The sequence below is a fragment of the Sphingobacterium sp. UBA1498 genome (genome assembly GCF_002325125.1).
Taxonomy (GTDB): domain Bacteria; phylum Bacteroidota; class Bacteroidia; order Sphingobacteriales; family Sphingobacteriaceae; genus Sphingobacterium.
Genome location: NZ_DCRG01000021.1, coordinates 74266 through 100695 on the forward strand (window position 1 = coordinate 74266; position 26430 = coordinate 100695).

Here is a 26430-nt window from a genome sequence, read left to right on the forward strand (position 1 = left end):
GCCTGCTTTAGAGGAGTTGTAAAGTTTACTATATTAGAAAGTCAGAAAATGGAAAATAAAAGAATAAATGGCAATGATTTAATTGCATTAGGATTTAAAGAAAATCATACGTTGGGTGTTGCGTTGAAAATCAACAGTAAAAGACACGGTTATACACGCGAAGAAATGTTGGAAAAGTTTAGATCTGTCTTGGAAGACCCGACGAGTTATTCCGAAGACGCTGTGTTTGGTATTTTGTCCAGTGCTATACTCGGACAAGACGCGGTTGATAAGTCATTAATAGTGTTGAATGAAACACCGGTAGATTATGCGATCTATGGCGCTTCTGAAATCGAAACCGGGGCGAAAGCACAAATGAATGTTGCCATGAAATTGCCTGTTGCAGTTGCCGGTGCATTAATGCCGGACGCGCATCAAGGCTACGGACTACCAATCGGAGGCGTATTGGCGACCAGTAATGCGGTAATCCCTTATGGGGTTGGTGTAGATATTGGATGTCGTATGGCTTTGTCCATCTTCGATTTACCAGCCTCATTTTTGGAAGAAAATGTAATGATGCTCAAAGATGTTATTCTACGTAACAGCAAGTTTGGAGCCGGTAATGGATATCTGAGACACGAACGTGTAGATCATGGGGTGTTAGATAATAAATTGTTTACGGAGAATAGCTTGCTTTCGTCCTTGAAGGATAAAGCCTGGACACAATTGGGATCTTCAGGTGGTGGAAATCACTTTGTGGAATTTGGTGTCGTCGAATTTGAGGATAAAGATGAGGTTTTAAATATTGAACGTGGGACTTATTTGGGCTTATTAACACATTCAGGTTCAAGGGGAATGGGCGCTACCATCGCTGGACATTACACAAAATTAGCCAAATCTTTGTGTAAGTTGCCTTACCAAGCTGAAAATTTGGCTTATTTAGATCTGGACACCCATGAAGGGCAAGAGTATTGGCTGGCCATGAATCTCGCCGGTGATTATGCGTCAGCTTGCCATGAGGTGATTCATAAAAAAATTAAGTTGGCTTTAGGGGCAGAGTTGTTAGCGCAGGTGGAAAATCATCACAATTTTGCATGGAAGGAAACCTGGAACGACCAAGAGGTTATAGTCCATCGAAAAGGTGCGACACCCGCGGCGAAAGGAGTGATGGGCATTATCCCCGGATCAATGGCCACACCGGGTTTTTTGGTGCGTGGAAAAGGGGAGGTGAAGGCTATTCAGTCGGCCTCTCATGGAGCAGGACGATTGATGAGCCGTACACAAGCAATCAAAACATTATCTCCTCATAACCTTAAAGAGATGCTTACTGATAAAGGTATTATGCTGCTTGGGGCAGGCATGGATGAAGCGCCAATGGCCTATAAAGACATTCATGCCGTGATGGCTTCGCAAAAGGATCTCGTTGATGTCGTAGCAAAGTTTTCTCCAAAGATTGTACGCATGGCAGACGATGGAAGCCGAGAAGACTAATTGTCAAAAAGCGCCTTAACAATACGTTTGAGGCGCTTTTTGACTACTAGTTTGTTCAATTATGTCAATCAATACGAGCGATTAGATCGGTTTGGCCGTCGCAACCTCTTTGTAGGTGTATACGTTATATGGATATAGTTTTTTTGCTAATACCTTTGCTATAAAACTACTGATAAGTAGGGGCGCTAATAATAGATATCCTGAAGGAACGAGGCTTGCAATAATAAAAATAGCCGTAAAAGGTGCGTGTATGGCTGCAGAAAGCATTGCCGCGGCACCAAAAAGAGCAAAATTAATGACGATCAGCTGTGTTCCGAGGTAACGATTGCAAAGCTGCGCAAACAAAACGCCTAATAAAGCTCCTGTTACAATGCTTGGCGCAAAAACACCACCATCGCCACCCGCGCCGAGGGTCAAAGATGCCACTAGTGGTTTTAGAAGAACGAGCAGAATCAATGGAAGAAAGTAGCTCAAATTTACGGAGTCATGAAGACTGCCTTTTAGAATCTCACCAAGTCCGTGATAACTATCGCCATAAAGTGCTGGTAGGAAAAAGATAAATATTCCTATAGTGATAGCTCCTAAATTGACTCGTATAAAGTTACTTTTTATACCTGCAAAATAGGATTTTGCATAAATAACAATCTTCGTAAAATATAAAGCTAAAATCCCGCCAATCAATCCTAAAAGGACGACAAAGGGGACTGTCTGCCACCGCCATGCCTTTGCCTCAACTATAAATAATGGACTGGCGTCAACATAATAAACAAATACATATGCCACCGCCATAGAAGTGATTCCGCTAATGAGCAAAGTCTTATTATATTTCCGTGCAATGACTTCAAAAGCAAATAGAAAGCCACCTAGGGCGCTTCCAAACAAGAGCGTCACTCCGGCGATTACACCGGCGCAAATCAGTTCGGTTTTATAGGCCCAAGCGGCATGTAATCGTTTATATGCATGGTTCCCTACTGTCGCTGTAGCAACAACGGTAGAAACCTCAACGCCCGTTGATCCGCCGAAAATGACGGTTAGAAAACCGTTGATGTAGTGAGATGGAATTTTAAAAAAAGGCAAATGGTCTTTTCTTGTTTCTAAGGTGGTATAGATTTCTTTTATCCCTTTGTTTTTTCTGCTTTTAAAAGCATGCTTTCGTAAGAAGTAAATAGCTGTTATACCTATACTAGGTAAAATAATAAGCAGTCTAGGATCCCAAGAGGATACGCTTTCAAACAACTCTTCCTGTACATAGCCCGTGCTGTGCTTGAGGCTGAACGCCACTAGGCAACAAAGAATGCTGACGACAGCTGAACTTCCAATTAATTTTAAATAGCTATATCGAACAACTTTTTTTCTATATGCCGTATTGATTTGCATGATGTTCTTTTTTTAATCGACACAAAGGTAAGGGATATTTAATTTAAAATAAACGGCAATACTGAATGACATATGTTTTGTTACGATATACACCCTAATAGATACCGATGAAAATATCTACTTTTGCATTTGCTGGATCCTGTGCTTTTTCTCCGTAGATTTCAAAGTCTGCTGTAAATGCTCTTGATAGATCAGAATTCCAAATCTCTTGCCAAGCTTGATAAACAATGCCATCTTCCAGATTTCCTTCTGCCGTAAAGTGCTGATATTGATTTTCAGCGATATGAATACCGTCCATGTCTTCCGGTACTTCTTCAAGACTTCTTACTTTGCAGCCCAGTAACGTTGTATAAGGCAAGGTATGATCTCTTTCATATTCTGTATAAATACAATAGAGGTCGTTGGATATCTTGTTGGGGATACGGCTCAATACGTCTTCTTTAAAAAAACGGCTCCAAAGTTCGGGAATGTCCTTAGCAGCCTGTCCATTTTTATTGCTTGTCCGAACAGCTAGACCAATTATACTGAATGAAGGAATTGTCTTATTTTTCATGAGTTTTAGTTTTCCTCAAAGTTAGGTTAGCGAATGACAGCTGTATGTCACGAAAGAGAAAATAATGCGTTTTTTTTGCGATGGATGTATAGGGTATTTAAAAATAGCGGAGTTTATATTTGTTTTCCGTTAGGCCTTATATTTTTGGTAATTCAGTGCTTTTATTTAAAGAAAAAGTATGGTGCGAAAACCGCGTGCTGCGTAATAGGAGATGGCTCCATTATGATACGTGAAAACTCGGTTGTAGCGTCGATCACAGAATAAAGCGCCACCAAGTTTGCGGATAGCTTCTGGCGTTTGTATCCAGCTAGAAGTTTACAAATCAAATTCACCGAACATCTGTAGCTGGCGATACTGTTCTTCAGAAAGGAGCTCAGTCCCCATCTTTTTAGCCTCTTCCAATGCACTTCCAATAGGCTTGTTTTCTTTCCGATCATTTAGGGCCTTTTGGTCAAAACAAAGACTTCTCCTTCCTTTGGGGCTTTCCTACGCACAGTCTACGTAAGCATATAGCTTTGCTTTTGGATCAATAATAACGATATCGGGTTCACCGGCACTCTTTTCCATCTGGAAGAGGCTCCACAATTTTTGGGGATTGTCACGTAATTTGTCGGCTACCTCATTCCAACTGATCTGTGGATGCCTATTCGGGAATTTATTAAATCTTTTTTCTAAAGTCTCCAGCAGTAATAACTGCTCCTCTTGTGTAAGTGAATGTTTCATAAATGGTTATCCTTGTTTAATTAAAAGTAAGCATTTAATTCAATACTTGTGAAGCTTCGCGCATGTATTGAATTAAATATCTTACTCCAAAATTGAATTAAATTTATATTTTTACGTTCAATTTTTATATAAATATGGCTTCAGGAATATTTGCAATATTAGATGATATTGCAGCTTTGATGGATGATGTGGCAGTAGCGAGCAAAATCGCGACTAAAAAAACTGCTGGAATCTTAGGTGATGATTTAGCAGTTAATGCCGAGAAAGCAACTGGCTTTTTGGCGTCGCGTGAGCTCCCTGTTCTATGGGCGATTACCAAGGGATCACTGCTTAATAAATTGATTATTGTTCCAATCGCCTTATTATTGAATGTTTTTTTTCCAATCGCTATTAAGTACATTTTAATCTTGGGCGGTTTCTATCTTGCTTTCGAAGGGGTAGAGAAGATTATGGAATACCTATTCCATCGAAAGGATACCACCAATGAGGCCAAAGTGGAGGCGGTAGTTGCTGAAGACTCGGTTGCCGCGGAAAAGGCTAAGGTCAAATCGGCTATTACAACAGATTTCATTCTTTCTGTGGAAATTGTCATTATCGCCTTAGGAACAGTTTTAGGAAAGAGCTTATCCTTACAAATCATCACGGTGTCTGTTGTGGCTTTTCTAGCCACTGTTGGAGTTTATGGAATTGTAGCACTTATTGTTAGGATGGATGATGCGGGATATAAGTTGATTAAAACATCACGTGAGAAGGGGCCTATTGCAAGTTTAGGCCGATTTTTAGTACGTGCACTGCCGTTTGTCATCAAACTACTGGCCATCGTTGGTACATTTGCTTTAATTTTGGTTTCGGGTGGAATATTTGCTCATTATATTGATTTTTTACACCACGCGCTTCCAACGCTGCCGGGGATAGTAAAGGAACTATTATTCGGTCTAGCAGGCGGGATTATTGTTGTAATTCTATTTACAATTGGAAAAAAACTGTTTAAAAAGAAAAAATAAAGTAGATCCCTAAGCAAGGGATCAGTACTTAATAACAAAAAAAAACAGGCTACTTTAAAGTAGGGCACTGAAAAAGTCCCCTTAGAAAAAGGCAAAAAAAGGAGTAGAGAACATCAGTTTTCTGCTCCTTTTTTCGTATCTTAAATTAGGCTTTAACAGAAATCAGCATGCTTTTTACGCAACAAAAAATACAGTTCAGTTCCTATTCAGGATTGTACGATATCATTGTTCCAAAAGACAATCTACTTCGAAAAATCAACGCCCTAATCGATTTCAGCTTTATTCATGACGAGCTTTTGGAGAAGTATTGCCATACCAATGGACGCAACGCTGAAAGTCCGATCAAGATGTTCAAATACCTTCTGTTAAAGACGATCTACACCGTTTCGGATGTTGATGTCGTTGAGCGTTCCAGATACGATATGTCCTTTAAATACTTTCTTGAAATGGCTCCTGAAGAGGATGTGATCAATCCAAGTTCACTTACCAAATTCCGTAAACTACGATTAAAGGACATGGATTTATTGAACCTTTTGATCAATAAGACCGTAACGATCGCTCTTGAAAAGGGTATTATCAAATCGAAATCCATCATCGTAGACGCGACCCATACCCATTGCAGATCAAACCCATATACAGCGTTGGAAGTACTCAGGGAACGTTCCAAGTTATTAAGAAAAGCGATATATCAGATTGATGAGGATTACAAGGAGCATCTACCCGACAAGAACGAATCGGGCGACCTAGATCAAGAGCTTGCCTATTGCAGGGAATTACAAAGGGTGCTGGATCAGGATCAATCGATCAGTGAAATACCGGCTGTAAAGGAAAAGCTGAACCTGTTGAAGGAAACCATTGAGGACACAAAAGAATACTGTCTGCTCTCCAAAGATGATCAGGCCAGGCTTGGATACAAATCAGTGGACAGTAGTTTCTTTGGCTATAAAACACATCTGGCGATGACAGAGGAACGTATCATCACGGCAGCGGTGGTTACCACGGGCGAGAAAGGTGATGGACCGGAACTCCCCCAGTTACTGGAGATCAGTAGGCAGAATGGAATGGAAGTGGACACGATAATAGGCGATGCTGCATATTCTGGAAAAGACAACCTTCGGCTGGCAAAAGAGCAGGACATTGATATCATAGCTAAATTAAATCCGGCAGTCAGCCAGGGATTCAGGAAAGAAGGTGATCACTTTCACTACAATAAAGATGCAGGGATGTTTGTCTGTCCAGCAGACCACCTGGCAATCAGAAAGGCCCGTCAGGGCAAAAAGAACATTGGTGAAAATCAAGTAGACACATATTACTTTGATGTGGAGAAATGTAAGGTTTGTCATCTCAGAGAAGGATGTTACAGGGAAGGCTCAAAAACAAAAACCTATTCAATAACCATTAAATCCGAACTCCATAAAGAACAGATGGCTTTCCAGCAAACCAATCATTACCGGAGCAAGTCTAGGGAAAGGTATAAAATTGAAGCCAAGAACAGTGAACTCAAGAATGTGCATGGTTATGGCAGAGCTGATTCTTATGGCATCCAAAACATGGAAATGCAGGGTGCATTGGCCATCTTCACTGTAAACTTGAAAAGAATCCTGAAATTGATCTGAAAAGGAGGAATATTACCTCAAAAATAGCCTAGATGGGATGCTTAAAACTCAAATAGCAAGTCCTAGGCGACTAAATCTTCAGTAAGGCAATTAAAAAAACACACTTCCAGAAATCCTTTAAACAAAAATGACCGAGTAACGTAAACCCGATACTCAGTCATTTCTTTAGGACTCATTAAAAACTTGAGACTTTTTCAGTGCCCTCATCTGCAGCCGGTCTTTTTTGTTGTTGGTTATTAATTAACATCACTTTCTTCTTCTGTATCTATTTCTATGCGTTCGCCTTTGGTATTAATCAAAATTACATCATCCGAATCCAGTAAAGATACAGAAGCTATACCACCACTGAAAGCAGTAGCTCCGCTGTATATGAATGGGATTGCTATTTTTCCCTGTCCATCTAAATAGCCGTATTTTCCATCTTTGCTCGCCAGGAAAAGATTGGGTTCTTCGGTAATTGAAATAAAATCGTAATCAGGTGCAATGATCCGATTCATTTTTATGTCAGCAAGATTATACTTGTCGTTTTCGATGCTAATGAAATGCGTTGAATTATTTTCTGAAATGTAGCTATATCGTGCCGGAATAACAATTTTACCAGCTTGATTCAAAAGTCCATAGTTGTTATTTAATTGAAAGATAGCATATCCGCCATTAATAACCGATATCATATCATAGTTTGCTGCAATCAAAATATTTCCGGTTTTATCCATCACTCCATATCTCTCGTTTAGTCCAAAAACAAATTGTTCAAGATAATCATCATAACCTAAATAATCATATTTGAAAGGGATTGTTACTTTACCAACGGGGTTAATAGTACCATATTTCTCATTCTTATATTGAACTATGCTGACATCTCCGACAAATGGTGCGATGTAAAGATATTGGGCGGGTACAATTGTTTTTTCCTCGCTGTCTTTTAATCCCACAAGACGAGTTGTGGCATCTTCAAAGACATAGAGATTTTCAGCCATTTGATTGCTCTCTATTGTGTTTTCTTTGGTTGAGTCGCTGGAATGCTCATTCGAATTGTTGGTCTTGAACGTTTCATTTATTTGAGCAAACGACATCGTACTGGTTACCAGGAAGGCTGCGAATGATAAGGATATTTTTTTCATTTTGTTAAACTTTGAAGCACAAATATCCTGATTGCAAGTAAGGCGTTGTATCCCTGAAATCCGTTATTTTAACGATAAATCCACTTCGGTCTTTTCTTTCAGCAAGCAACAAGACCTTATCGATGTATGGTGTTGGTATTTAGTCAATGGTCAATTGATAGTTAAGCAATAGTCCGGGCAGTTGTTCTAGGCTAAATTTACTTTTTTTCATGCGATTGGCGTCTGGATCAAGCTGTATATTGATGGACGATCTAAAATCACAGCCTTCGAGGTTACATTGAACGAAACGGGCATTAAATAGATTAGTCTTTTTGAATACCGATTGCTGAAGATTGGCGCGTTCAAAATCCACGTGTTGCAAAGAGCAGTTTTCAAATTGAAACTTCTTTAGGTTTCTTTCAAAAAAAGAGGAGTAATCCAGCACAGAATTGCTGAAATTGACATGAAAGGAAAATGAACTACATGCATTAAAGTTTATGCCCAGCATTTTACAGTTATCAAAAACAACATGATCTAATTGTGTCCCATTTAAACTGACATTGGAGACATTGCAAGACTTAAATTCACAGTTTGTGAAAATGAGGTTTACCAGCTCCGCATTTTGAAAATCGCATTGTTCAAAAATACATTTATAGTATTCTTGAACTTCTTTTAGTTCGGTTGTGAAAGTCTGTTTAGTGATTGTTTGTTCGACAAGCTCTTTCATTTGCTAACGTTTTGGCATTGATTCTAGTTGGTATTGATTTTAGCTAAAATAAGGAATTCTTCGGAATGATTTCATTTTAATATGAATTAGATCTTGATGTTTTCGCTTGCAGAAAATACCTGTTTCTAGGGATACAAATGCTGATTTTTTAAGGCTATCTTTGGTAAAGCCATAGACATCACCATGGGGATGCTGGGTACCAAGTTGGAGCATTGTAGAACTCTGGTAGGGTTTAGTATAAATTGTTAAAGGGCACTTTTGGGTGCCCTTTACATGCTAATAAATCCTGGATCGTATTAATACATCTTAGTTATTTTTTAAATATTGACGTAGTACATATTGTAGGATGCCGTCATTCTTAAAATATTCAATTTCGATGGCCGAATCAAGCCTTGCTTTTACTTGAAATGTGGTGACTTTTCCAGTTTCATGTACAGCCGTTACCGCGAGCAGTTTATGGGGTGTTAAGTCGGTTTCCAGTCCTGTGATGGTATAAACTTCTGTTCCGTCTAGGCCCAATTTCTCGGCATTTTCATCATTGATAAAAACCAGTGGTGCTACGCCCATGCCGACCAGATTGCTTCGATGGATACGCTCGAAGCTTTCAGCAATTACAGCCCGCACGCCAAGCAGAAAAGTCCCCTTGGCGGCCCAATCTCTCGAAGAGCCCGAACCGTACTCTTTTCCAGCCAATATAATCAGTGGCGTATTGTCATTACGGTAATTCATAGCAGTATCATACACAGTTTTTACCTCATTCTTCGGAAAATAGCGACTAAATCCACCTTCGCGATCGACGATTTTGTTTTTAATACGTACATTGGCAAATGTTCCACGCATCATGACTTCATGGTTGCCACGTCTGGATCCATAGGAATTAAAATCTTCTTTAATTACCTGATGTGACCTGAGGTATTGCCCAGCTGCCGTGTCTTCTTTGAATGAGCCGGCAGGAGATATGTGATCCGTCGTCACCGAATCGCCGAGATAAAGAAGCACCCTTGCATTTTCAATATCCTGTATAGGGTTAGGAACAGCCTGTAAATTTTCGAAAAAAGGTGATTCCTTGATGTAAGTGGAAGTATTATCCCATTGGTAATTCTGGTCAAGATTTACTTCAAGTTCTTGCCAATCTGCTGACCCGTCGAAGATCACATCATAAACTTCTTGAAAATCTGACTGTTTGACACAGGCATTGACGGTTTCCATAATATCTTCCCGGGTGGGCCAAATATCTTTAAGATATACAGGCTCACCGTTGGGGTCGTAATCAATTGGCTCTTCCAGTAGGTTGATATCAACTCTCCCGACGAGGGCATAGGCAACAACAAGCATCGGCGACATCAAAAAATTCATTTTGACCTGCGGATGCACACGTGCCTCAAAATTTCGATTGCCAGATAATACTGAGGCGACAATCAGTTCACCCTTTTCTACCGCTTCTGCAATTTGGGGCGGGAGAGGGCCGGAGTTTCCAATACAGGAGGTACAACCATAGCCCACGGTGTGAAAACGCAGGGCGTCAAGATCTGCGCGAAGTCCCGATCGTTCGAGGTATTGCGTAACGACCTTTGAGCCCGGTGCTAAGGAAGTTTTTACCCAAGATTTTGTGCGAAGTCCGCGTTCGATCGCGTTTCGAGCCAATAAACCAGCGCCGATCATGACGGTAGGATTCGATGTGTTTGTACAGCTCGTAATGGCAGCGATGGCAATACTACCATCACTAACAATATACTCCTTATGATTGTGTTTGATGCGAACGGCATGAATAGACTCCTGAATAACTTCATGTGGCGAAGCATGGTCGACAGGTACTTTTCCAAAGGTAAACTCTGTGCCTGAACCACCGTCGGCGAGCCATGCTGATTCAGATCGCTGCAGCACTGGAACATATTGACGATGGTGTTCGCTGTCTAAGAGCGCTGAGAATGTAGCCTTTAAATCTTTTACCAAAATCTTATCTTGAGGACGTTTGGGACCTGACACAGTAGGCTCTAGGTTGGATAAATCGAATTCTACCACAGAAGAATATTGAATATCCTCGTTGCCCGTACGCCAAAGTAGGTTGTTTTTGCAATAATCTTCAACAAGTTTAATTTGTTCAGCACTTCGATTGGTACTATGCATGTATTCGAGGGTTCGATCATCAATTGGAAAATACGTAACCGTACAGCCAAATTCCGGAGACATATTTGAAATGGTTGCACGATCTGTTACAGATAGGCTGTCTAATCCATCTCCAAATACTTCAACAAATTTTCCGACAACGCCTTTTTCGCGTAAGACTTTTGTTATGGAAAGTACCATATCCGTGGCGGTGCATACACCTGGTATTTTTCCACTGAGCTTGAGACCGATAACTTCTGGGCAGGTGAAAAAGATGGGTTGTCCAAGCATGGCGGCTTCAGCTTCTATGCCGCCAACTCCCCAGCCTAAAACGCCAATACCATTGACCATTGGCGTGTGCGAATCTGTACCTACTAATGTGTCTGGAAAAAGCCAATTGTCATGCGCTACCACGCCTTTGGCTAGATATTCCAAATTGACCTGGTGACAGATACCCATACCCGGTGGAACGACAGTAAAATTCTTTAATCCTTTCTGCGCCCATTTAAGAAGTTCATAACGCTCGCGGTTACGTTCATATTCCAACGCGACATTTTTATCATAAGAATATTCAGTGCCAAAGTAATCTACCTGAACGGAGTGGTCAATCACAAGATCCACTGGTATGGCAGGATTTATCTTCTGTCCATCCTTGCCGTGACGGATAAATTCGGCACGTAAGGATGCCATATCGACCACTGCAGGTACTCCCGTAAAATCTTGCATTAAAATCCGGGCCGGTTTGAAGGGAATATCTTTATCTACGGGCTGGGGCGACCAGTTGATCAGTGTATTAACGTGCTCATCCGTGATACTGAATCCATCGTGGTTACGCAAAACATTCTCCAATAATATCCGAATGCTAAAGGGTAAGTGATTGATGCTACCTTCCGGAAGGTCCTTAATGGAACTGTAATGGTAAGATCTTCCGTTAATTTCAATTTCGCGTATTGATTTCTCTTTGCTCATATTCATCTACTTATTTTTCTTAGTATATAATATGCATAGGCCCAAATTTGTTTGTAATATCTTTTACACACACCTTTATCTTTTTTATGTAAAATCGACCTGTGGTTAGCAATGGTTAAAAAAAACGTCAAACTAAGTATTTGATCCTTTTGAAGCAATCAAATGAAGTTATTGATATTGTGTTAGGTATTATGAAAATAGCAATAAACAAGCATCGTACAATAGGACTACAGAATTTAGTAGTGGACTGTTTTATTGATGGGTTTATTGTTTTTTCTGCACCGCCAGAATCGGGCTGGGGATAGATTCCAGGATTATTCAAGATAGCAAGATAATGGAAGATAATTTATGTTTCATTTAGTATTTTCGGCATTTTCTTGCTAATTTTGCGTGCTAATTGTATAAGGAGAAATTATCTATGCCCGTCAAACTTCCTAATAACCTTCCTGCCATTGAGCTGTTGAAAAAGGAAAATATATTTGTCATGAGCGATTTAAGAGCAAATGAGCAAGATATTAGACCACTACGTGTTTTAGTACTTAATTTAATGCCTCTTAAAATTACCACTGAGACAGATTTTATCCGTTTGCTGTCCAATAATCCTTTGCAGGTGGAAATGGAGTTTTTACGACTTGAAACACATGTATCTAAGAACACACCGGAAGAGCACTTGGAAATGTTTTACAAGAGTCTGACTGAGGTAAAGGAAAACTTCTACGATGGTATGATCATTACGGGTGCTCCGGTTGAAATGGTTACTTTTGAGGAGGTGACCTATTGGAATGAAATCAAGACGATCTTTGATTGGGCGAGAACGCATGTAACCTCCAGTTTGTATATCTGCTGGGCTTCCCAAGCGGCATTATATCATTTTTATGAGGTAGAGAAGAAGCCGTTAAGAGAGAAGCTTTTTGGTGTATTTAAGCATACAGCTTTAGATAAGAGACACCCTTTGTTCCGGGGGTTTGATGATGAATTCTATATCCCCCATAGCCGCCATACGACTGTTGAAAAGGATGATCTTTTAACGAAGGATGGTTTGGAAATTCTTTCAGAATCTCCGGAAGCGGGCATTGCGATCGCTTCATCCCGTGGGGGGCGAGAGTTTTATTTGACTGGACACTCGGAATATGCACCTTTTACATTGGACGAAGAATATAAACGAGACTTGGAAAAAGGTCAGCAGATTGCAATGCCTGTAAATTATTATGTCGATGATAATCCTGAGAATCGCCCTTTGGTTCGGTGGACAAGCCATGCCAATCTGTTGTTCAATAATTGGTTGAATTACTTCGTTTATCAGGAAACACCTTTTGACCTGAAAGATGTTATCCATTTGGGGGAAATCAAACAGGGGTAATCGCTTTTATCCCGACGAAACCCGTTAGAATAGTATGCTATTTTAAGACAAATCTCCAGTTGTCGCGGATAATCTAAGTTGCTTTTTGAAACTCATTTGTTGCATCGACAATAGAATAAGTTTTCTTAAGTTTGTATATAGCGACAAACAAACTAAATTTTATATGAAGAAAAACATACTCTTAGCAGCCCTGCTGACCTGTGGCTCATTGATAAGCCATGCGCAAAACAATGCAATTAATGTGACTTACATGGATAAAAGCGTGCGCCCTCAAGATGACTTTTACAATTTTGTGAATGGACAATGGATGAAAACAGTCAAGATTCCTTCCGATAAGGCGCGATGGGGATCATTTGATGAGCTTCGTGAAAATACAGATATTGCTACATTAAAGGTCCTGCAAGAGTCACTTTCAGGCGAATTTCAGAAAGGAACAGACAATCAGAAGATCGCAGATTTGTATAAATCGTTCGTTGATATGGAGACGCGTAACAAACTCGGTTTGGAGCCAGTTAAACCATATCTTAATAAAATCGCTGCGATTAAAAATTTCAACGACTTGTATGAGTATCTTGTCGAAGTGGCGCCTATTGGCGGAAATCCTTTTTTCAGTGGTTATGTTTATGCACATCTTAAGAATTCAGATGTCAATACGCTATATTTAGGTGGAGGAAGTCTCGGGTTGGGAAGATCCTATTATCAGGTAAATGACAAGAAGAATGAAGAGACATTAAATGATTATTCCATTTATATCTCTTCACTTTATGCCAAATCAGGTCAACTTACAAGGGATTTAAAGGGGCCGAAAATTGTTGCCTTTGAAAAGCAGTTGGCCTCAAATCTTAAAACTGTTGAGCAATCAAGGGATGCCAATGGCCGGTATAATCCGATCGCTGTTGCGGATCTGAAAAAAATCGTGAAGAATATCGATATTGCAAAATACTTAAATGACGTCGGTTTTAAGGCTGACACGGTTATTATACCGGAAATAAAATACTATGAAAATCTTGACAAAGTTTTCAATCCTCAAAATCTACCGGTGATTAAAGAGTTATTGACATTTCATGTGCTAAATAACGCGGCGTCATACACTACGCAAGAATTAAACGATCTGTCTTTTGATTTTTGGGGGCGTAAGTTAAAAGGACAAAAAGAACAACGTGCGCTAGACAAGCGCGGCGTAGAGTTTGTTAACTCCATCGCGGGAGAGCTATTGGGTAAATTATATGTGAAAGAAAGCTTTCCTCCAAAGGCTAAAGCCGAGGCTGAGGAGCTTGTAAGCTATCTGATTAAAGCATTCAACCAGCATATCAAGGACCTGACCTGGATGTCTGACGACACAAAAGTAAAGGCTTTGGAAAAACTGGATAAGTTTAAAGTTAAAATTGGTTACCCAGATAAGTGGAAAGATTATAGCAAACTTGAAGTGGGCACGTCGTTGTATGAAAACGTATTGGCATCAAGCAAATGGGCATTTTATCAAAATTTGGCTAAACAAGATAAGCCAGTGGACAAGTCTGAATGGGGGATGACCCCGCAAACTGTAAACGCTTATTATAGTCCATTGTTTAACGAAATTGTCTTTCCCGCGGCTATTCTTCAACCTCCGTTCTATGATTACAAGGCCGATGCAGCTGTTAATTTCGGTGGTATTGGTGCGGTAATTGGTCACGAACTTTCACACGGCTTTGACGATCAGGGTGCTAAATATGATGGGAATGGAAATCTGAACAACTGGTGGAGCGATAGTGATAAGGCAAAATTTGAAGCCGCTGCAGATGCATTGGTCCGTCAATTTGAATCTTATGAACCTGTGCCAGGAGTTTTTGTAAACGGTCGTTTCACATTGGGCGAGAACATCGGTGATCTGGGCGGCTCATCTGTCGCTTTTGATGCCTTGCAACTTTATTTGAAAGATAAGGGCAATCCTGGATTGATAGATGGGTTTACACAAGATCAACGCTTCTTCCTTTCTTGGGCAACTATTTGGAGGACCAAAACAACGGATGAGTTTGTGGTCAACCAAGTGAAGACCGACCCCCATTCTCCAGCGCAGTATCGTGCTTTTGCGCCGATTATTAACCTGGACGCTTTTCACAAAGCTTGGGATACCAAGGAGGGAGACAAAATGTTTGTTCCTGTGAATAAGCGGATTAAAATTTGGTAGTTTGTTCATGAGATCAATTAAAAAAGGGCGTATTGCAAAATGTAATACGCCCTTTGTATTGACTCAATTTAAGCTATCTCATCCATTTCAAAACCAGATAGAACCCAATGGCTGTAACGGATAAACTCAATGCAGTTGCCCACCATAGCGTTGTGAAACCAAAGGAATCAACAATACTTGTGCCCAGGATTGGCGAAAAAATATTTGCAGCTGAAAAGGCCAGCGAGTTGAAGCCCATGTAGGCTCCTTGGGTTTTCGGGGAAGACCGATTGACAGAAACGGTTGCCATAAAAGGCAATGTGAGCATTTCTCCCAATCCAAAAATAAAAAATGTGAAATATAACCAAGCAAGTCCACCAGTGAAATTTAGCATGGCATATGAAATGGCACATAAAAATGTTCCAAAGACGAGTGTGCTAATTAATGAAAATCTCTTCTCGGCAATATGAACAATAAACATTTCTAATAACACAATGACGAAGCCGCTCCATCCAAGCAGAAATCCAATTTGGTGATCATTCAAATGGTGAACTTCTCGATAGAATATCGGTAAGGTAGTGATCAGCTGAAAAAAACAAAAAGAGAAGATACAACAAAAGATATTGAATAGGATAAATGGCACATCGGTATAAGGATTTCGTCCTTTTTGAGGCATTTCATTATCAGGTGTAGTCTCTTTTTTTGATCTGATATCGCTTCTTTTTTGTCTTTTATGAAAAAAGACAAAGAAAATTATTGCTGCACAGAGAACGGCAAGGGAATTTCCATAAAATATCCAATTGAAAGAGATGGATGCCAGAAAACCTGCCACCGCTGGACCGATCGAGAAGCCCAGATTGATAGCCAAACGATTCAATGAAAAGGCGCGGGTGATATTTTCGGGTTTAGCGTAACTTGCTACTGAGACGGAGTTTGCAGGTCTAAAAGCATCAAAAATCAAGCTTAACGTAAAAATCATGATGGATAGCGACTGTACCTCTTTAAAGTATGGTATCAGTAGAAATAAAGGAGCGGCCAACACAAGACTTCCGAACTGAACCTTGAAACTACCAATTCGATCGGTCAGCCAGCCTCCTATGTAAGATCCACAGACGGAGCCAACGCCATAACACATCAAAACAATTCCGACTTGTTTTATATCGAAGTGCAAAACTCTGGTCATGTAAAGGCCGAGAAATGGAATCACCATGCTTCCCATTCTATTGATCAGCATGACGATAGCAAGCAGCCATGCAGCTTGTGAGAGTCCTCTAAAGGAGTCTAGGTATATTGATAAAATTCTTTTCATTAAAGGGTAAATCAGCTTATATAAACCTCGTGTTTTAAGTCTATAAGTCTTCTTGTTGTCTTGAAAAAAAATGCCAAATTGATTAGTCAATTTGGCATTTATGAATAGTGAATCAAATTATGCCAACATGGACGCTGGAATTGTAGGATCGATTTGATAGGTGCTCGCCACCATTTGTTTCTTTTTGGAACCCGGCTCCATAATGAAATCAATCCTCCCTAGGTTAATTCCTGCAAAACCGACTTGATTCACAACGGTCTTCATACCTTTTAAATTGGTAACTAATGTGGGTTCATTTAAAAATGTATGCGTATGCCCGCCTATAATTAAGTCGATATCTGATGTTTTGGCTGCAAGCACCAAATCCGACACTTTATCGTTTTCATATTGGTAACCTAAATGCGACAGACAGATGATGAGCTCGCATTTATGTTTTTCCTTGAGTATCTGTACCACCTTTTTGGATACCTCAATTGGATCCAGATATTTCATTCCCTTAAAGTTATTGGGATCTACCAATCCCTCGATATCTACACCGAGCCCGAATACACCGATTTTTATACCAGCCTTATGAAATATGGTGTAATCGCTGGTTTTTCCTTCCAATACTGTTCCTTTAAAGTCGTAATTGGCCGTTAAAAACGGAAATTTAGCATGATCCAGGTATTTCACAAGTCCGTCCAGTCCATTGTCAAATTCGTGATTTCCAAATGTCCCAGCGTCATACCCCAATTTCGTCATGAGATCCAGCTCCAGCTTCCCTCCAAATAGATTAAAATAGGGTGTACCTTGAAACATATCGCCCGCGTCTAATAATAGGAGGTGTTCTTCTTCTTTGCGAATTTTATTGATAAGCGTGCTTCGGCGTGCCACACCACCCAATCCTTGATATTTGCCACCATCCATAGGAAAAGGTTCAATGCGGCTATGCACATCGTTGGTATGTAAGATTGTAAGTTTTACTTTTTTGCTCTTAGCGTTAGCTTGAAAAGGAAGTGACCCCAATGCAACTGCGGCAGAAAATCCACCAACTTGCTTGATAAATGATCTTCGGTTAATTGATTTTAATTCTTCCATCTAATTCTGCATTTACTTTTTTGCCTTCTTTCGTTAATTCACTCACGTATTCAATCAGTCCTTCACGCATCCGCTGCGGATAATTTGCCCGCGATACAGATTGTGTCAACAGTGTCAGGTTGTCGCCACCATTAGCGAGATAATCATAGGTTACCAATTTATACAACTTATTGTCTTCAATTGCTAAACCTTTGATTTTAATGTCCTGGGCTTTGTTGCCTGTAATGGTCAACGTCATCCCAGCGATGGGTTGTCCATGTGTTGAGGCGATATAGTCTGCAAGTTGACGAATTTGACTTCCCTTGAGTTCGAGAATTGTTAAAGTGTTTTCGAAAGGCATCACCTCGAAAATATGTCCAACGGTAATATCGCCTGCTTTCAGATCATTTCGGATTCCACCCTTAGTAGCAAATGCTAAATCCGCAGGGTTATGGGCATTGTGTTCACTCATCCACAACAAGGCTTCACAAAAAAAATTGCCCATTAATGTTTCTGCCGCCTTCTCTTTTGTCAACGCTTTGTCTGCATGTCCTATCACTCGATTCATCTCCACTTCCATTTTATGTTTGAAGGGCTCGTAGATTGATACGATTGTAGGATCAGCTTGCATATCGCTATTGATATGATATTGTTGGAAATCTTTCTGCGTTGGATGGAGCTGCTTGCTACAACTGGCAACCATCAAAAGCGAACCGAATCCAAGGCTACCAATAAAGGCAATTTGCTTTGATATCTTCATTCTTTTTTCGTTTAACCAAATATTGGGCAAAGTTAGCCAATTATATATGAACAAATCTTATCCAATGTTAGCTAATTTTTAAAAACAACAAAAGCTTAACATCGTATGTTAAGCTTTGTCCATATAATTAGGAAAAATAACAACCTAGTGTACTAATTCCGACTCAGCGATAGGGTTGGTATCCAACTTATTCTCTGTTTGGAGAACTTTTCTACTTTTGCTACGCGCGGACAGTTTGGCTCGATACGCTTTCCAGTTCATTAACAAGACTGAAAATAAGATCACAGCTAGTCCGAAAATCTGCAATGAGGTCACTACATGCGAAGTGAAAAAATGACTTAAAATAAGTGCAATGATTGGATTCACATAGGCATACGTACTAACTTCCATTGCGGGGCGAACCTGTAGTAACCAAATATAGGAGCTAAAGGCGAGGATTGAGCCAAAAGTAATTAGGTAGCCCAAATTGAACCAGTCCACCGGTGCCACGCTACTTAGCGTAAATGTTGTATACTCACCGGTGAAAAGGGCGGTGATATTAAAGAGTATACCTGCAGTAACCATTTGCCAAGCGGTCTTCACCATGACATGTAAATCCTCTTCCTCTTGTTTCTCAGATTTTTTGAAATATTTGGAAATTAGAGACCCTACGGTCCAAGCGATAGAACCTAATACTAAAACAGATAGGGCGATCACCTTAAGTGTTCCATCGGTATTATCATTGGTCGACATAATCTGTTCAGCGAATAACATCACCACTCCACAGAAGCCTAACGCGACACCTAAAACCGTGCTAACACTGCTGAAATTTTCTTTCCATTTGGGTTTATCCAATAAAATAAACCAGATCGCTGCTGCTGCAGCAATAATGGCGGCAACACCACCTGAAACATATTGTTCGGCCCAGATAACCCCAGCCATATCGACAAAAAGCAATAGAAATCCTACGATTGCTGCTTCCTGAACGGATCGCTTATTAAACAATTTATAACCTTTCATTGCGCAATATGTCATTAGAATTGCGCTGGCTGTAACAAATCGAAACGAACCTAAAATAAATGGTGGAAAACTATGTAGTGCCTTTTCTATAAAGAAAAAGGTGGATCCCCATACAACATAAATAATGATATAGGCGACAACAACCATCAACGGGTTAGCGGCCTTTTTTTGTCCTTGCAACATGATTAAACTTCCTTTCTATTACTCAGGTATGACGACCTGCTGATCTTCCTTAACAGTTTGAAGTACAATTGTAGTACGGGTGGAGATGATCCCTTCCACTTTACTTAAAGTATTTCGCATCAGATCAACTAATCCGGTCGAATCTGCAGTTCTCACTTTAATCAGGTAACCATCATCACCTGCAATGTCATGTACTTCCTGTACTTCAGGAATTTCGGCAAGTGCCAACCCAACTGTTTGTTCACCAATGATATCATTGGCTTTTATGAAAATAAATGATAAAAGTTTTTGATCGACCGCTGCAGGATTGATCTTTGCACTGTATTTTAAAATTACCTCTTTTTGCTCGAGCTTTTTAACCCGTTCTAGAATCGCAGAAGGCGCCATTCCCAGCTCTCTGGCGATATCGGCGTTGTTAATACGTCCATTGTCCTGCATTAACCGCAAGATTCTGTAGTCGACCTGATCTAAATTATATTCTACTTTTGTCATTTCGACCGCAAAGGTACGTAATAAAGTATAAAATTCAAAATATTATAATGAACAATGAATATAATTCTGTTGTTTGGCTAGTGTTAGTGAATATTGTTCGAATATGGTGGTGCTTTGATTTGATCGAATGTGTGAATGGCCTGAAAATAAATATATGGTCTTTTAGTGAGCAGAGTTTAAGATTAAAAAATGTATCTTTTTCTTAATTTCAAAATAATATTTCTTGTTGAAAGTATGACGCTCAGTCCGATTAAACAACCTAAACAAACACAACCAAAGCGATCTAAGGCAGCGAAGTAGGAGCGGCTTTCCTGTTCATGCAGATAAACTATAATTAGCGCAACCATGGATGTCCTCGCTACAGCTATAATGTTGAGTACTTTACAAGTAATCAACGAGGCCAGGATACCGATTACCATTGCGTAAAGTTGCTGGATCGGAACAAAATATAAGCTCAGTCCAATGGCGGATCCTATGAAATTGGATTTGGCCCGATCGATTGCTATTTTTTTTGATTCATTCTCTTGTGGAGAAATCACCAGTATAATCGAGATAAGGGTCCAAGAAACAGAATATTGGGGAAAGGATACAAATAAAGGATAACCGATAAGGAAGCCAATTAGTACGCGAATCGTATATATAATAAAATCTGAATGGAGCGTATAGCGAAGGAATAGATTACGCATATAAGAATATCAATCGTTAATTTAAATGATGTAGTGCAACAAAAATACAAGCATTGTTTGAAGGAACGAAATAAAATCATCATTTATGGCAAATGTTCCTGTTTGCGTTTTTGTGCGTTTTTTGCTTTTGATTTGGTTATTTCTTGCATTCTTCTCTTTTACCAATGCATAAATTTGACTAGATTTGTTTTATACTTTAAATGCAGATTAAGTGAAAGATCAGAATCAATTAGCCTCATTAGCTTCACAACTCAAAGGGGAGCTCTATTATACCCATGAAACTAAGGACCAAACGATGTTGCTAGCCTATTCGACCGATGCGTCTGTCTATCAGGAAAAACCGTTGGCCGTAGCGATACCCGCAGATATTGATGATATTAAAAAATTAATTGATTTTGCGCGACAGAATAAGGTTACTATCATACCACGTACTGCCGGCACTTCGTTGGCAGGCCAGGTAGTCGGCCATGGTATTATTATGGATATTTCCCGTTATTTTAACCGTATTATTGAGCTTAATGTTGAAGAGCAATGGGTTCGAGTTCAACCGGGGGTGATTCGCGATGACTTAAACAACTATCTTAAGCCTTTTGGGCTGATGTTTGGTCCTGAAACTTCAACCGCGAGTCGGGCCATGATAGGCGGAATGATTGGTAATAACTCTTCGGGCCTGCATTCGATCGTCTGGGGCGATACACGGCACAATTTGATTTCAGCAAATGTAATCTTGGATGATTGCTCGGAGGTGGCATTTGAAACCTTAGATGAAGCGGCTTATTTTAATAAATTATTATTGACTGGCCGCGAGGGGGATATTTATCGTCATATGAATTCATTGTTGACCAATCCTCAGCATTTAAGCGCAATTGAAACCGGCTATCCAAAGCGATCCATCACAAGAAGAAATACAGGTTACGCGCTGGATATTTTAAGTGATCGTTCGGCTCCTTTTAATATGTGTAATTTATTGGCGGGCTCTGAAGGTACGCTGGCTGTCGTTACAGAGGCTAAACTTAAGTTAATGCCCTTGCCACCTCCTGAACTAGGTTTGCTCTGTGTTCATTTCGCCGATATGGTAGAATGTATGCATGGTAATGTTGTGGCTTTAGCGCACAAGCCGGAAGCTTCAGAATTAGTGGATAAATACATCATGGATTTTACGGTTGGGCATCCAACGTACAAGTATAATCGTTTTTTTATAGAGGGCGATCCGCAAGCGCTATTGATTGTGGAGTTTAGAGGGCATACAGCGGCCGAAACAGCAGCGAAAGCGATGGCGCTGAAAGCCGACCTGGTTGCACGTGGCCTAGGTTATGCTTATCCCTATATTACGGGTATAGAGCAGACGAATTTAGTTTGGGATGTACGCAAAGCGGGACTGGGGCTCATTCGTAATTTACCGGGTGATAGTCAGCCCGTAAATTTGATTGAGGATTGTGCGGTGTCGCCTGAAGATCTCCCTGCTTATGTGAGTGATATTCAAAAGCTTTTGGTGGAAGAGGGTGTGCATGCGTCATACTACGCGCACGCTGGCGCAGGCGAATTGCATATTGAACCATTCGTAAATTTGAAAACGCCAGCAGGGAAGCGTACTTTTCGTTCTATCCTTGAAAAAACCAGTGACCTAGTTTTGAAATATAATGGCTCATTGAGTGGCGAGCATGGTGACGGTCGTCTTCGCGGAGAGTTTATTGGCAAGGTGCTGGGCGATAAAGTCTACAAATTACTTGAAGAAGTTAAATTTATCTTTGATCCAAAGGGGGTTTTTAACGCAAATAAAATTGTCAACACACCGCCAATGGATTCTCACCTCCGTTATGATAATGATAGCAACCTTACAGAAATAAAAACCTATTTCGATTTTTCTAAAGAGGAGTCTATTCTTCGTTTGGCAGAGAAGTGTTCAGGCTCGGGAGATTGTCGGAAGACTGAAATTACTGGTGGAACAATGTGTCCTTCGTTTATGGCTACACGTGATGAAAAAGATACGACACGCGCACGAGCGAATATGTTAAGACAGTTTTTAACAAATTCCACCAAGAAAAACCGTTTCGATCATGAAGAGATTAAAGAAGTCATGGATCTGTGTTTGAGCTGCAAAGGTTGTAAAACGGAATGTCCTTCGAGTGTGGACGTGGCTAAAATGAAAGCAGAATTTTTACAGCATTATTATGATGAACATGGGGCTGGATTTAGAACAAAACTAATTGCTAATTTCACACAGTCTCAGAAGTTGGGGGCGTGGGTCGCACCCCTTTATAATTTTGTTGTAAAAAATGATTTTCTGTCTGGCTTGGTCAAGAAAACCGTCGGGTTTGCACCTAAACGTTCGCTGCCTACAGTAAATGGAACAACCTTGAGTCAGTGGGTAAAAACACAAGGTCCTATTAGGGATGCCAAGCGTAGGGTATATCTTTTCTCGGATGAGTTTACCGAATATAATGATGCAGAAATCGGTATTACAGCGTATAAATTACTAATTGCCTTGGGCTATGAAGTGATTATTCCAAAACATGTGCAAAGTGGACGGACTTACCTTTCTAAAGGTTTTGTGAAAGAAGCAAAGAAAATTGCCAATAAAAATATCCATTTTTTAAAAGGATTAATAACCGACGAAACACCGCTTTTAGGGGTTGAACCATCCGGTATCATTACGTTTAGAGATGAATATTTAAGCCTGGTGGATGACGATATTCGTATTGAGGCGCAAAACATAGCTAAAAATGCGCTGATGATTGATGAATTTTTACTGACTGAGATGAAAGCAGGACGTATTCGCCCGGAACAGTTTACAACAACAGCAAGAAAAATCAAGCTTCATGGTCACTGTTACCAAAAGGCTTTCCATCTGGTTACTGTTACGGAACAGGTATTGTCATTTCCGAAGAATTTTAGCGTAGAGACAATTCCTTCTGGATGCTGTGGTATGGCGGGTTCATTTGGTTATGAGGCCGAGCATTATGACGTTTCAATGAAAGTTGCCGAGCTGGTTTTGTTACCAGCTGTACGGAAAACGGAAGCCGACACCTTGATTGCCGCAGCAGGCACCTCTTGTAGACATCAAATCAAAGATGGGGTCGGACGAAAATCTTATCATCCTGTGGAAATTTTATATGATGCTTTATTGAAATAAAATAAAAACATTGATAATAGTTGTTTGTTATCTGTAATAATGGTAATATTATAAGAGCAATAATCATTGATAACTGATAACAAACAATTCATTATGTACAAGATTCAATCTATAGCATTTCTTGCAACCGCTACGATGCTGATGGCTGGTTGCGGAAACTCCAATCAGAAGAAAACTGATGGAAACGATACCACAGCAGCGAACAAAATTGATGGCGTGAAAATCGAGCAGTTTACAAATGGTGCTCCAGGAGCTGAGAAAAAGAATTTTTTCTTACGTATTACTGATGAAGTTAAAACGGATTCAAGTCGTATCTATATTACAAAATCTCTTTACAAGCAGGATACGGTGGGAGCGAAGTTTGAGGTTGTAGATTTTATTCCCGCCGGTATCATAGATGGTCAGCCCAGTGATGATGTTGGTTTCACAAAGGGTAAAATTAGAATTTCGTCGTCAGGTGCGCAGTCTGATAATTTAATTAAAGCTTTAGGTGAATTATTTCAGACACAGACCACTGATTCTTTTACAAAGGATGTGATTCTTCCGAATGTATTTTCATCCAATAAGGTGAATGCGGACCTATCAAAAAAAACGGCCTATAGCTTTAAATTATTCTTGGATAATAAGAAAGCTGAACCGGCAGAACTTTTCTTTAACGTTGATACCTACAAGCATTCTATTGAGTTTTCGGAGAAGGATCCTTCGTTCCGCGTTGGATTATTGTCGGCGCTAACGGGTAAGTAGTGCAAATGTCATATACGGTGTAATGCTGGTGAGCAGGAAGCGATAGTTGTCGCCAACGTATCATTACTCATACAATGAAGAGGCTAGATAAATTTTAGCCTTTTTCGCTTTTTAAAAATAAAAGAGATAGATTTGTGCTAATAAATTTAGTTTAATATGAGGAAATCCGGTACTGCAGACCTTCCATTGCATTTTGGTAAAGTACCTGCGTGGCTTTACGAGCGTATGGCTTCTCTAGGGCGTTCAATCGTGGAAGTTATGCTCATGGATTATGGAAAGGATGAGGTTTTAAGGAGGCTTGCTGATCCCTTTTGGTTTCAAAGCTTTGGAGCTGTTCTTGGCATGGACTGGCATTCCTCGGGGATTACAACGGCTGTTATGGGTGCATTAAAACGCGCCATTAATCCTGACGCCAAGTCATTGGGACTCTACATCTGCGGAGGAAAAGGGAAGTTGTCCATGCAAACCCCACAAGAACTGCTTCAGGTTTCTGATCGGATTGGATTAAATGGTAACGATTTGATTCGCAGTAGTAAGCTCGTTGCGAAGGTGGATAACACAGCCATTCAGGACGGTTACCAATTGTATTTACATAATTTTGTCGTGGCAGATAATGGCAATTGGTCAGTCGTGCAGCAAGGTATGCATGAAAAAGATGGGACTGCCCGTCGTTACCATTGGCATTCTGAAAAGATCAAATCGTTTGTAGAGGAACCGCATTCGGGTATCACCGGTCCTTCACAGGGTATTATCCTCAATTTAACGGCTGCTGAAGCGGCAGCAAATAGAGCGGGTATTATGACGTTGGTGGGAGAGGATTCGTTTAAAGTTATACAAGAATTCGCTAAATTGGTCATGCCATCTCATCACGATGTACGTGCATCGGATGTCAATCTAAAAAGATTGGGCGCGATGTTATACGTTGCTCGCGAAAGTCCACTAATTGATTTTGAAGATCTACTTCTTTTAAAGGGGATTGGCCCCCGTACGTTGCAATCGTTAGCCTTAGTCAGCGAAGTAATTCATGGCGCACCAGCCCGATTTAAAGATCCGGCTCGATTTTCGTTTGCTCATGGGGGAAAGGATGGACATCCATTTCCGGTTCCATTAACTATTTACGATGAAAGTATTCAGATTTTGAAAAAAGGCATTGAAAAATCTAAATTGGGTCATGGAGACAAATTGAAGTCCGTCCACAAATTACATCAGGTGGTGTTGGATAGTGAAAAAAATTTTGAGCCACAGTTTGATATTCAGCAAATTATCGCGGAAGAAAAGCGAGATTCCTGGAAATACGGTGGGAGGACAGTGTACGGGGAAGCAGTGCCTCAGAGAAAGAATCCACCGGGGTTGCAACTCAGTCTTTTCTAGGAAGAATCTTCCAATTGTAATTGTTTTGTTAAAATTTGTTAAAGATCAATAAATTCGTGTATACGCTAGTATATTTGCTCCGCAATGAAAACGGTTATTACCATATTCTTTTTCTTATGCTTCTTAGTTATAAGAAGCAGTAATAGCCATGCTGTGCTCATTGAATCCGATCGGCCGGCCGTTAGTTTTATGCATCAGCACAATCACGCCGATTTACAGCAGTATATTGACGCATCAGCTGATCACATCGACCCGCTTGTGTATGGTAGTATACACGACGATAACCCTGTTATAGCGGAATTTGATTATGAAAATTTTCAATTGACCAAAGATTTGCATGCCACATCCCAACTTGTTTCGCTGCTGCTCTTTGCAATTGTCCTTTTTATTTTTGTTTTTCGGTTTGCAAAGAAAATTCCTTTTTGCAATTTCATCGCCTATCTTTTCCCTCAAAGATATGTTCTTCAACAAAACTGGAGAATTTAATACATAACCTTCGAAATTTCGTATGCTTTGGTGGATATCCTGATGGATATTCCTTTTAGT

General features: G+C 40.2%; 20 protein-coding genes and 1 pseudogene. 9 read left to right on the top strand and 12 right to left on the bottom strand.

Annotation, left to right across the window (positions count from 1 at the left end; genetic code table 11):
- Positions 1-48: 48 nt before the first annotated feature.
- Positions 49-1470 (top strand): RtcB family protein, encoded by a 1422-nt coding sequence (locus B3139_RS11570; protein ID WP_293883176.1) that lies wholly within the window; start codon positions 49-51, stop codon positions 1468-1470.
- 81 nt (positions 1471-1551) lie between these two features.
- On the opposite strand, the gene B3139_RS11575 is transcribed toward B3139_RS11570, so the two are convergent.
- The 3 genes and pseudogenes from B3139_RS11575 to B3139_RS11585 form a co-directional block, all read right to left on the bottom strand.
- Positions 1552-2847, bottom strand: coding sequence for a chloride channel protein (locus B3139_RS11575; protein ID WP_293883178.1), 1296 nt, complete (start codon positions 2845-2847; stop codon positions 1552-1554).
- Between the two features lie 94 nt (positions 2848-2941).
- Complete coding sequence (locus B3139_RS11580) at positions 2942-3400, bottom strand: GyrI-like domain-containing protein (RefSeq protein ID WP_293883180.1); 459 nt, start codon at positions 3398-3400, stop codon at positions 2942-2944.
- A 165-nt stretch (positions 3401-3565) separates the two neighbouring features.
- Positions 3566-4123 (bottom strand): annotated as a pseudogene (locus B3139_RS11585) (DUF4256 domain-containing protein).
- Positions 4124-4257: 134 nt separating this feature from the next.
- Here B3139_RS11585 and B3139_RS11590 point away from each other — a divergent pair.
- Positions 4258-5127 carry a DUF808 domain-containing protein gene (locus B3139_RS11590; RefSeq protein ID WP_293883183.1) on the top strand — a complete coding sequence of 290 codons (870 nt, stop codon included), beginning with the start codon at positions 4258-4260 and terminating at the stop codon, positions 5125-5127.
- 167 nt (positions 5128-5294) lie between these two features.
- A complete protein-coding gene (locus tag B3139_RS11595; protein WP_293883184.1) occupies positions 5295-6743 on the top strand; it encodes an IS1182 family transposase in 1449 nt (482 codons plus the stop codon).
- A gap of 236 nt (positions 6744-6979) precedes the next feature.
- Here the strand turns inward: B3139_RS11595 and B3139_RS11600 are convergent, their stop codons facing one another.
- The 3 genes from B3139_RS11600 to acnA form a co-directional block, all read right to left on the bottom strand.
- Complete coding sequence (locus tag B3139_RS11600; protein ID WP_293883185.1) at positions 6980-7864, bottom strand: WG repeat-containing protein; 885 nt, start codon at positions 7862-7864, stop codon at positions 6980-6982.
- 139 nt (positions 7865-8003) lie between these two features.
- Positions 8004-8570 carry a pentapeptide repeat-containing protein gene (locus B3139_RS11605; RefSeq protein WP_293883186.1) on the bottom strand — a complete coding sequence of 189 codons (567 nt, stop codon included), beginning with the start codon at positions 8568-8570 and terminating at the stop codon, positions 8004-8006.
- A gap of 306 nt (positions 8571-8876) precedes the next feature.
- Entirely contained in the window at positions 8877-11645 is a 2769-nt protein-coding gene (gene acnA, locus B3139_RS11610) for an aconitate hydratase AcnA (RefSeq protein WP_293883187.1), read from the bottom strand.
- A gap of 418 nt (positions 11646-12063) precedes the next feature.
- On the opposite strand from acnA, the gene metA reads away from it, so the two are divergent.
- The gene (gene metA, locus B3139_RS11615) at positions 12064-13005 is read left to right on the top strand and encodes a homoserine O-acetyltransferase MetA (protein WP_293883188.1); all 942 of its coding nucleotides are present in this window, start codon (positions 12064-12066) and stop codon (positions 13003-13005) included.
- A 163-nt stretch (positions 13006-13168) separates the two neighbouring features.
- On the top strand, positions 13169-15172 hold the full coding sequence (locus B3139_RS11620; RefSeq protein ID WP_293883189.1) for a M13 family metallopeptidase: 2004 nt from the start codon (positions 13169-13171) through the stop codon (positions 15170-15172).
- A 73-nt stretch (positions 15173-15245) separates the two neighbouring features.
- Here B3139_RS11620 and B3139_RS11625 read toward each other — a convergent pair whose 3' ends face one another.
- From B3139_RS11625 to B3139_RS11650, 6 genes are all read right to left on the bottom strand, one after another.
- Entirely contained in the window at positions 15246-16460 is a 1215-nt protein-coding gene (locus B3139_RS11625) for an MFS transporter (protein WP_209579456.1), read from the bottom strand.
- 117 nt (positions 16461-16577) lie between these two features.
- Entirely contained in the window at positions 16578-17537 is a 960-nt protein-coding gene (locus B3139_RS11630) for a bifunctional metallophosphatase/5'-nucleotidase (RefSeq protein ID WP_293883190.1), read from the bottom strand.
- Positions 17515-18276 carry a 5'-nucleotidase C-terminal domain-containing protein gene (locus tag B3139_RS11635; RefSeq protein ID WP_293883191.1) on the bottom strand — a complete coding sequence of 254 codons (762 nt, stop codon included), beginning with the start codon at positions 18274-18276 and terminating at the stop codon, positions 17515-17517. The genes B3139_RS11630 and B3139_RS11635 overlap by 23 nt, the downstream gene beginning before the upstream one ends.
- Positions 18277-18420: 144 nt before the next feature.
- Positions 18421-19458, bottom strand: a complete 1038-nt coding sequence (locus B3139_RS11640) for an EamA family transporter (RefSeq protein ID WP_293883192.1) — start codon at positions 19456-19458, stop codon at positions 18421-18423.
- Positions 19459-19476: 18 nt separating this feature from the next.
- Positions 19477-19950: an Lrp/AsnC family transcriptional regulator gene (locus B3139_RS11645; RefSeq protein WP_209579461.1), complete on the bottom strand. Its 474-nt coding sequence runs from the start codon at positions 19948-19950 to the stop codon at positions 19477-19479.
- 182 nt (positions 19951-20132) lie between these two features.
- Positions 20133-20636 carry an FUSC family protein gene (locus B3139_RS11650; RefSeq protein WP_209579463.1) on the bottom strand — a complete coding sequence of 168 codons (504 nt, stop codon included), beginning with the start codon at positions 20634-20636 and terminating at the stop codon, positions 20133-20135.
- A gap of 211 nt (positions 20637-20847) precedes the next feature.
- On the opposite strand from B3139_RS11650, the gene B3139_RS11655 reads away from it, so the two are divergent.
- The 4 genes from B3139_RS11655 to B3139_RS11670 all read left to right on the top strand — a co-directional run bounded on the left by B3139_RS11655 (position 20848) and on the right by B3139_RS11670 (position 26370).
- Positions 20848-23769, top strand: coding sequence for an FAD-binding and (Fe-S)-binding domain-containing protein (locus tag B3139_RS11655; RefSeq protein WP_293883195.1), 2922 nt, complete (start codon positions 20848-20850; stop codon positions 23767-23769).
- A gap of 93 nt (positions 23770-23862) precedes the next feature.
- Positions 23863-24513, top strand: a complete 651-nt coding sequence (locus B3139_RS11660) for a hypothetical protein (protein ID WP_293883197.1) — start codon at positions 23863-23865, stop codon at positions 24511-24513.
- 156 nt (positions 24514-24669) lie between these two features.
- Positions 24670-25884 carry a DUF763 domain-containing protein gene (locus tag B3139_RS11665; RefSeq protein WP_293883199.1) on the top strand — a complete coding sequence of 405 codons (1215 nt, stop codon included), beginning with the start codon at positions 24670-24672 and terminating at the stop codon, positions 25882-25884.
- Positions 25885-25968: 84 nt separating this feature from the next.
- Positions 25969-26370 carry a hypothetical protein gene (locus B3139_RS11670; protein ID WP_209579468.1) on the top strand — a complete coding sequence of 134 codons (402 nt, stop codon included), beginning with the start codon at positions 25969-25971 and terminating at the stop codon, positions 26368-26370.
- Positions 26371-26430 lie beyond the last annotated feature (60 nt).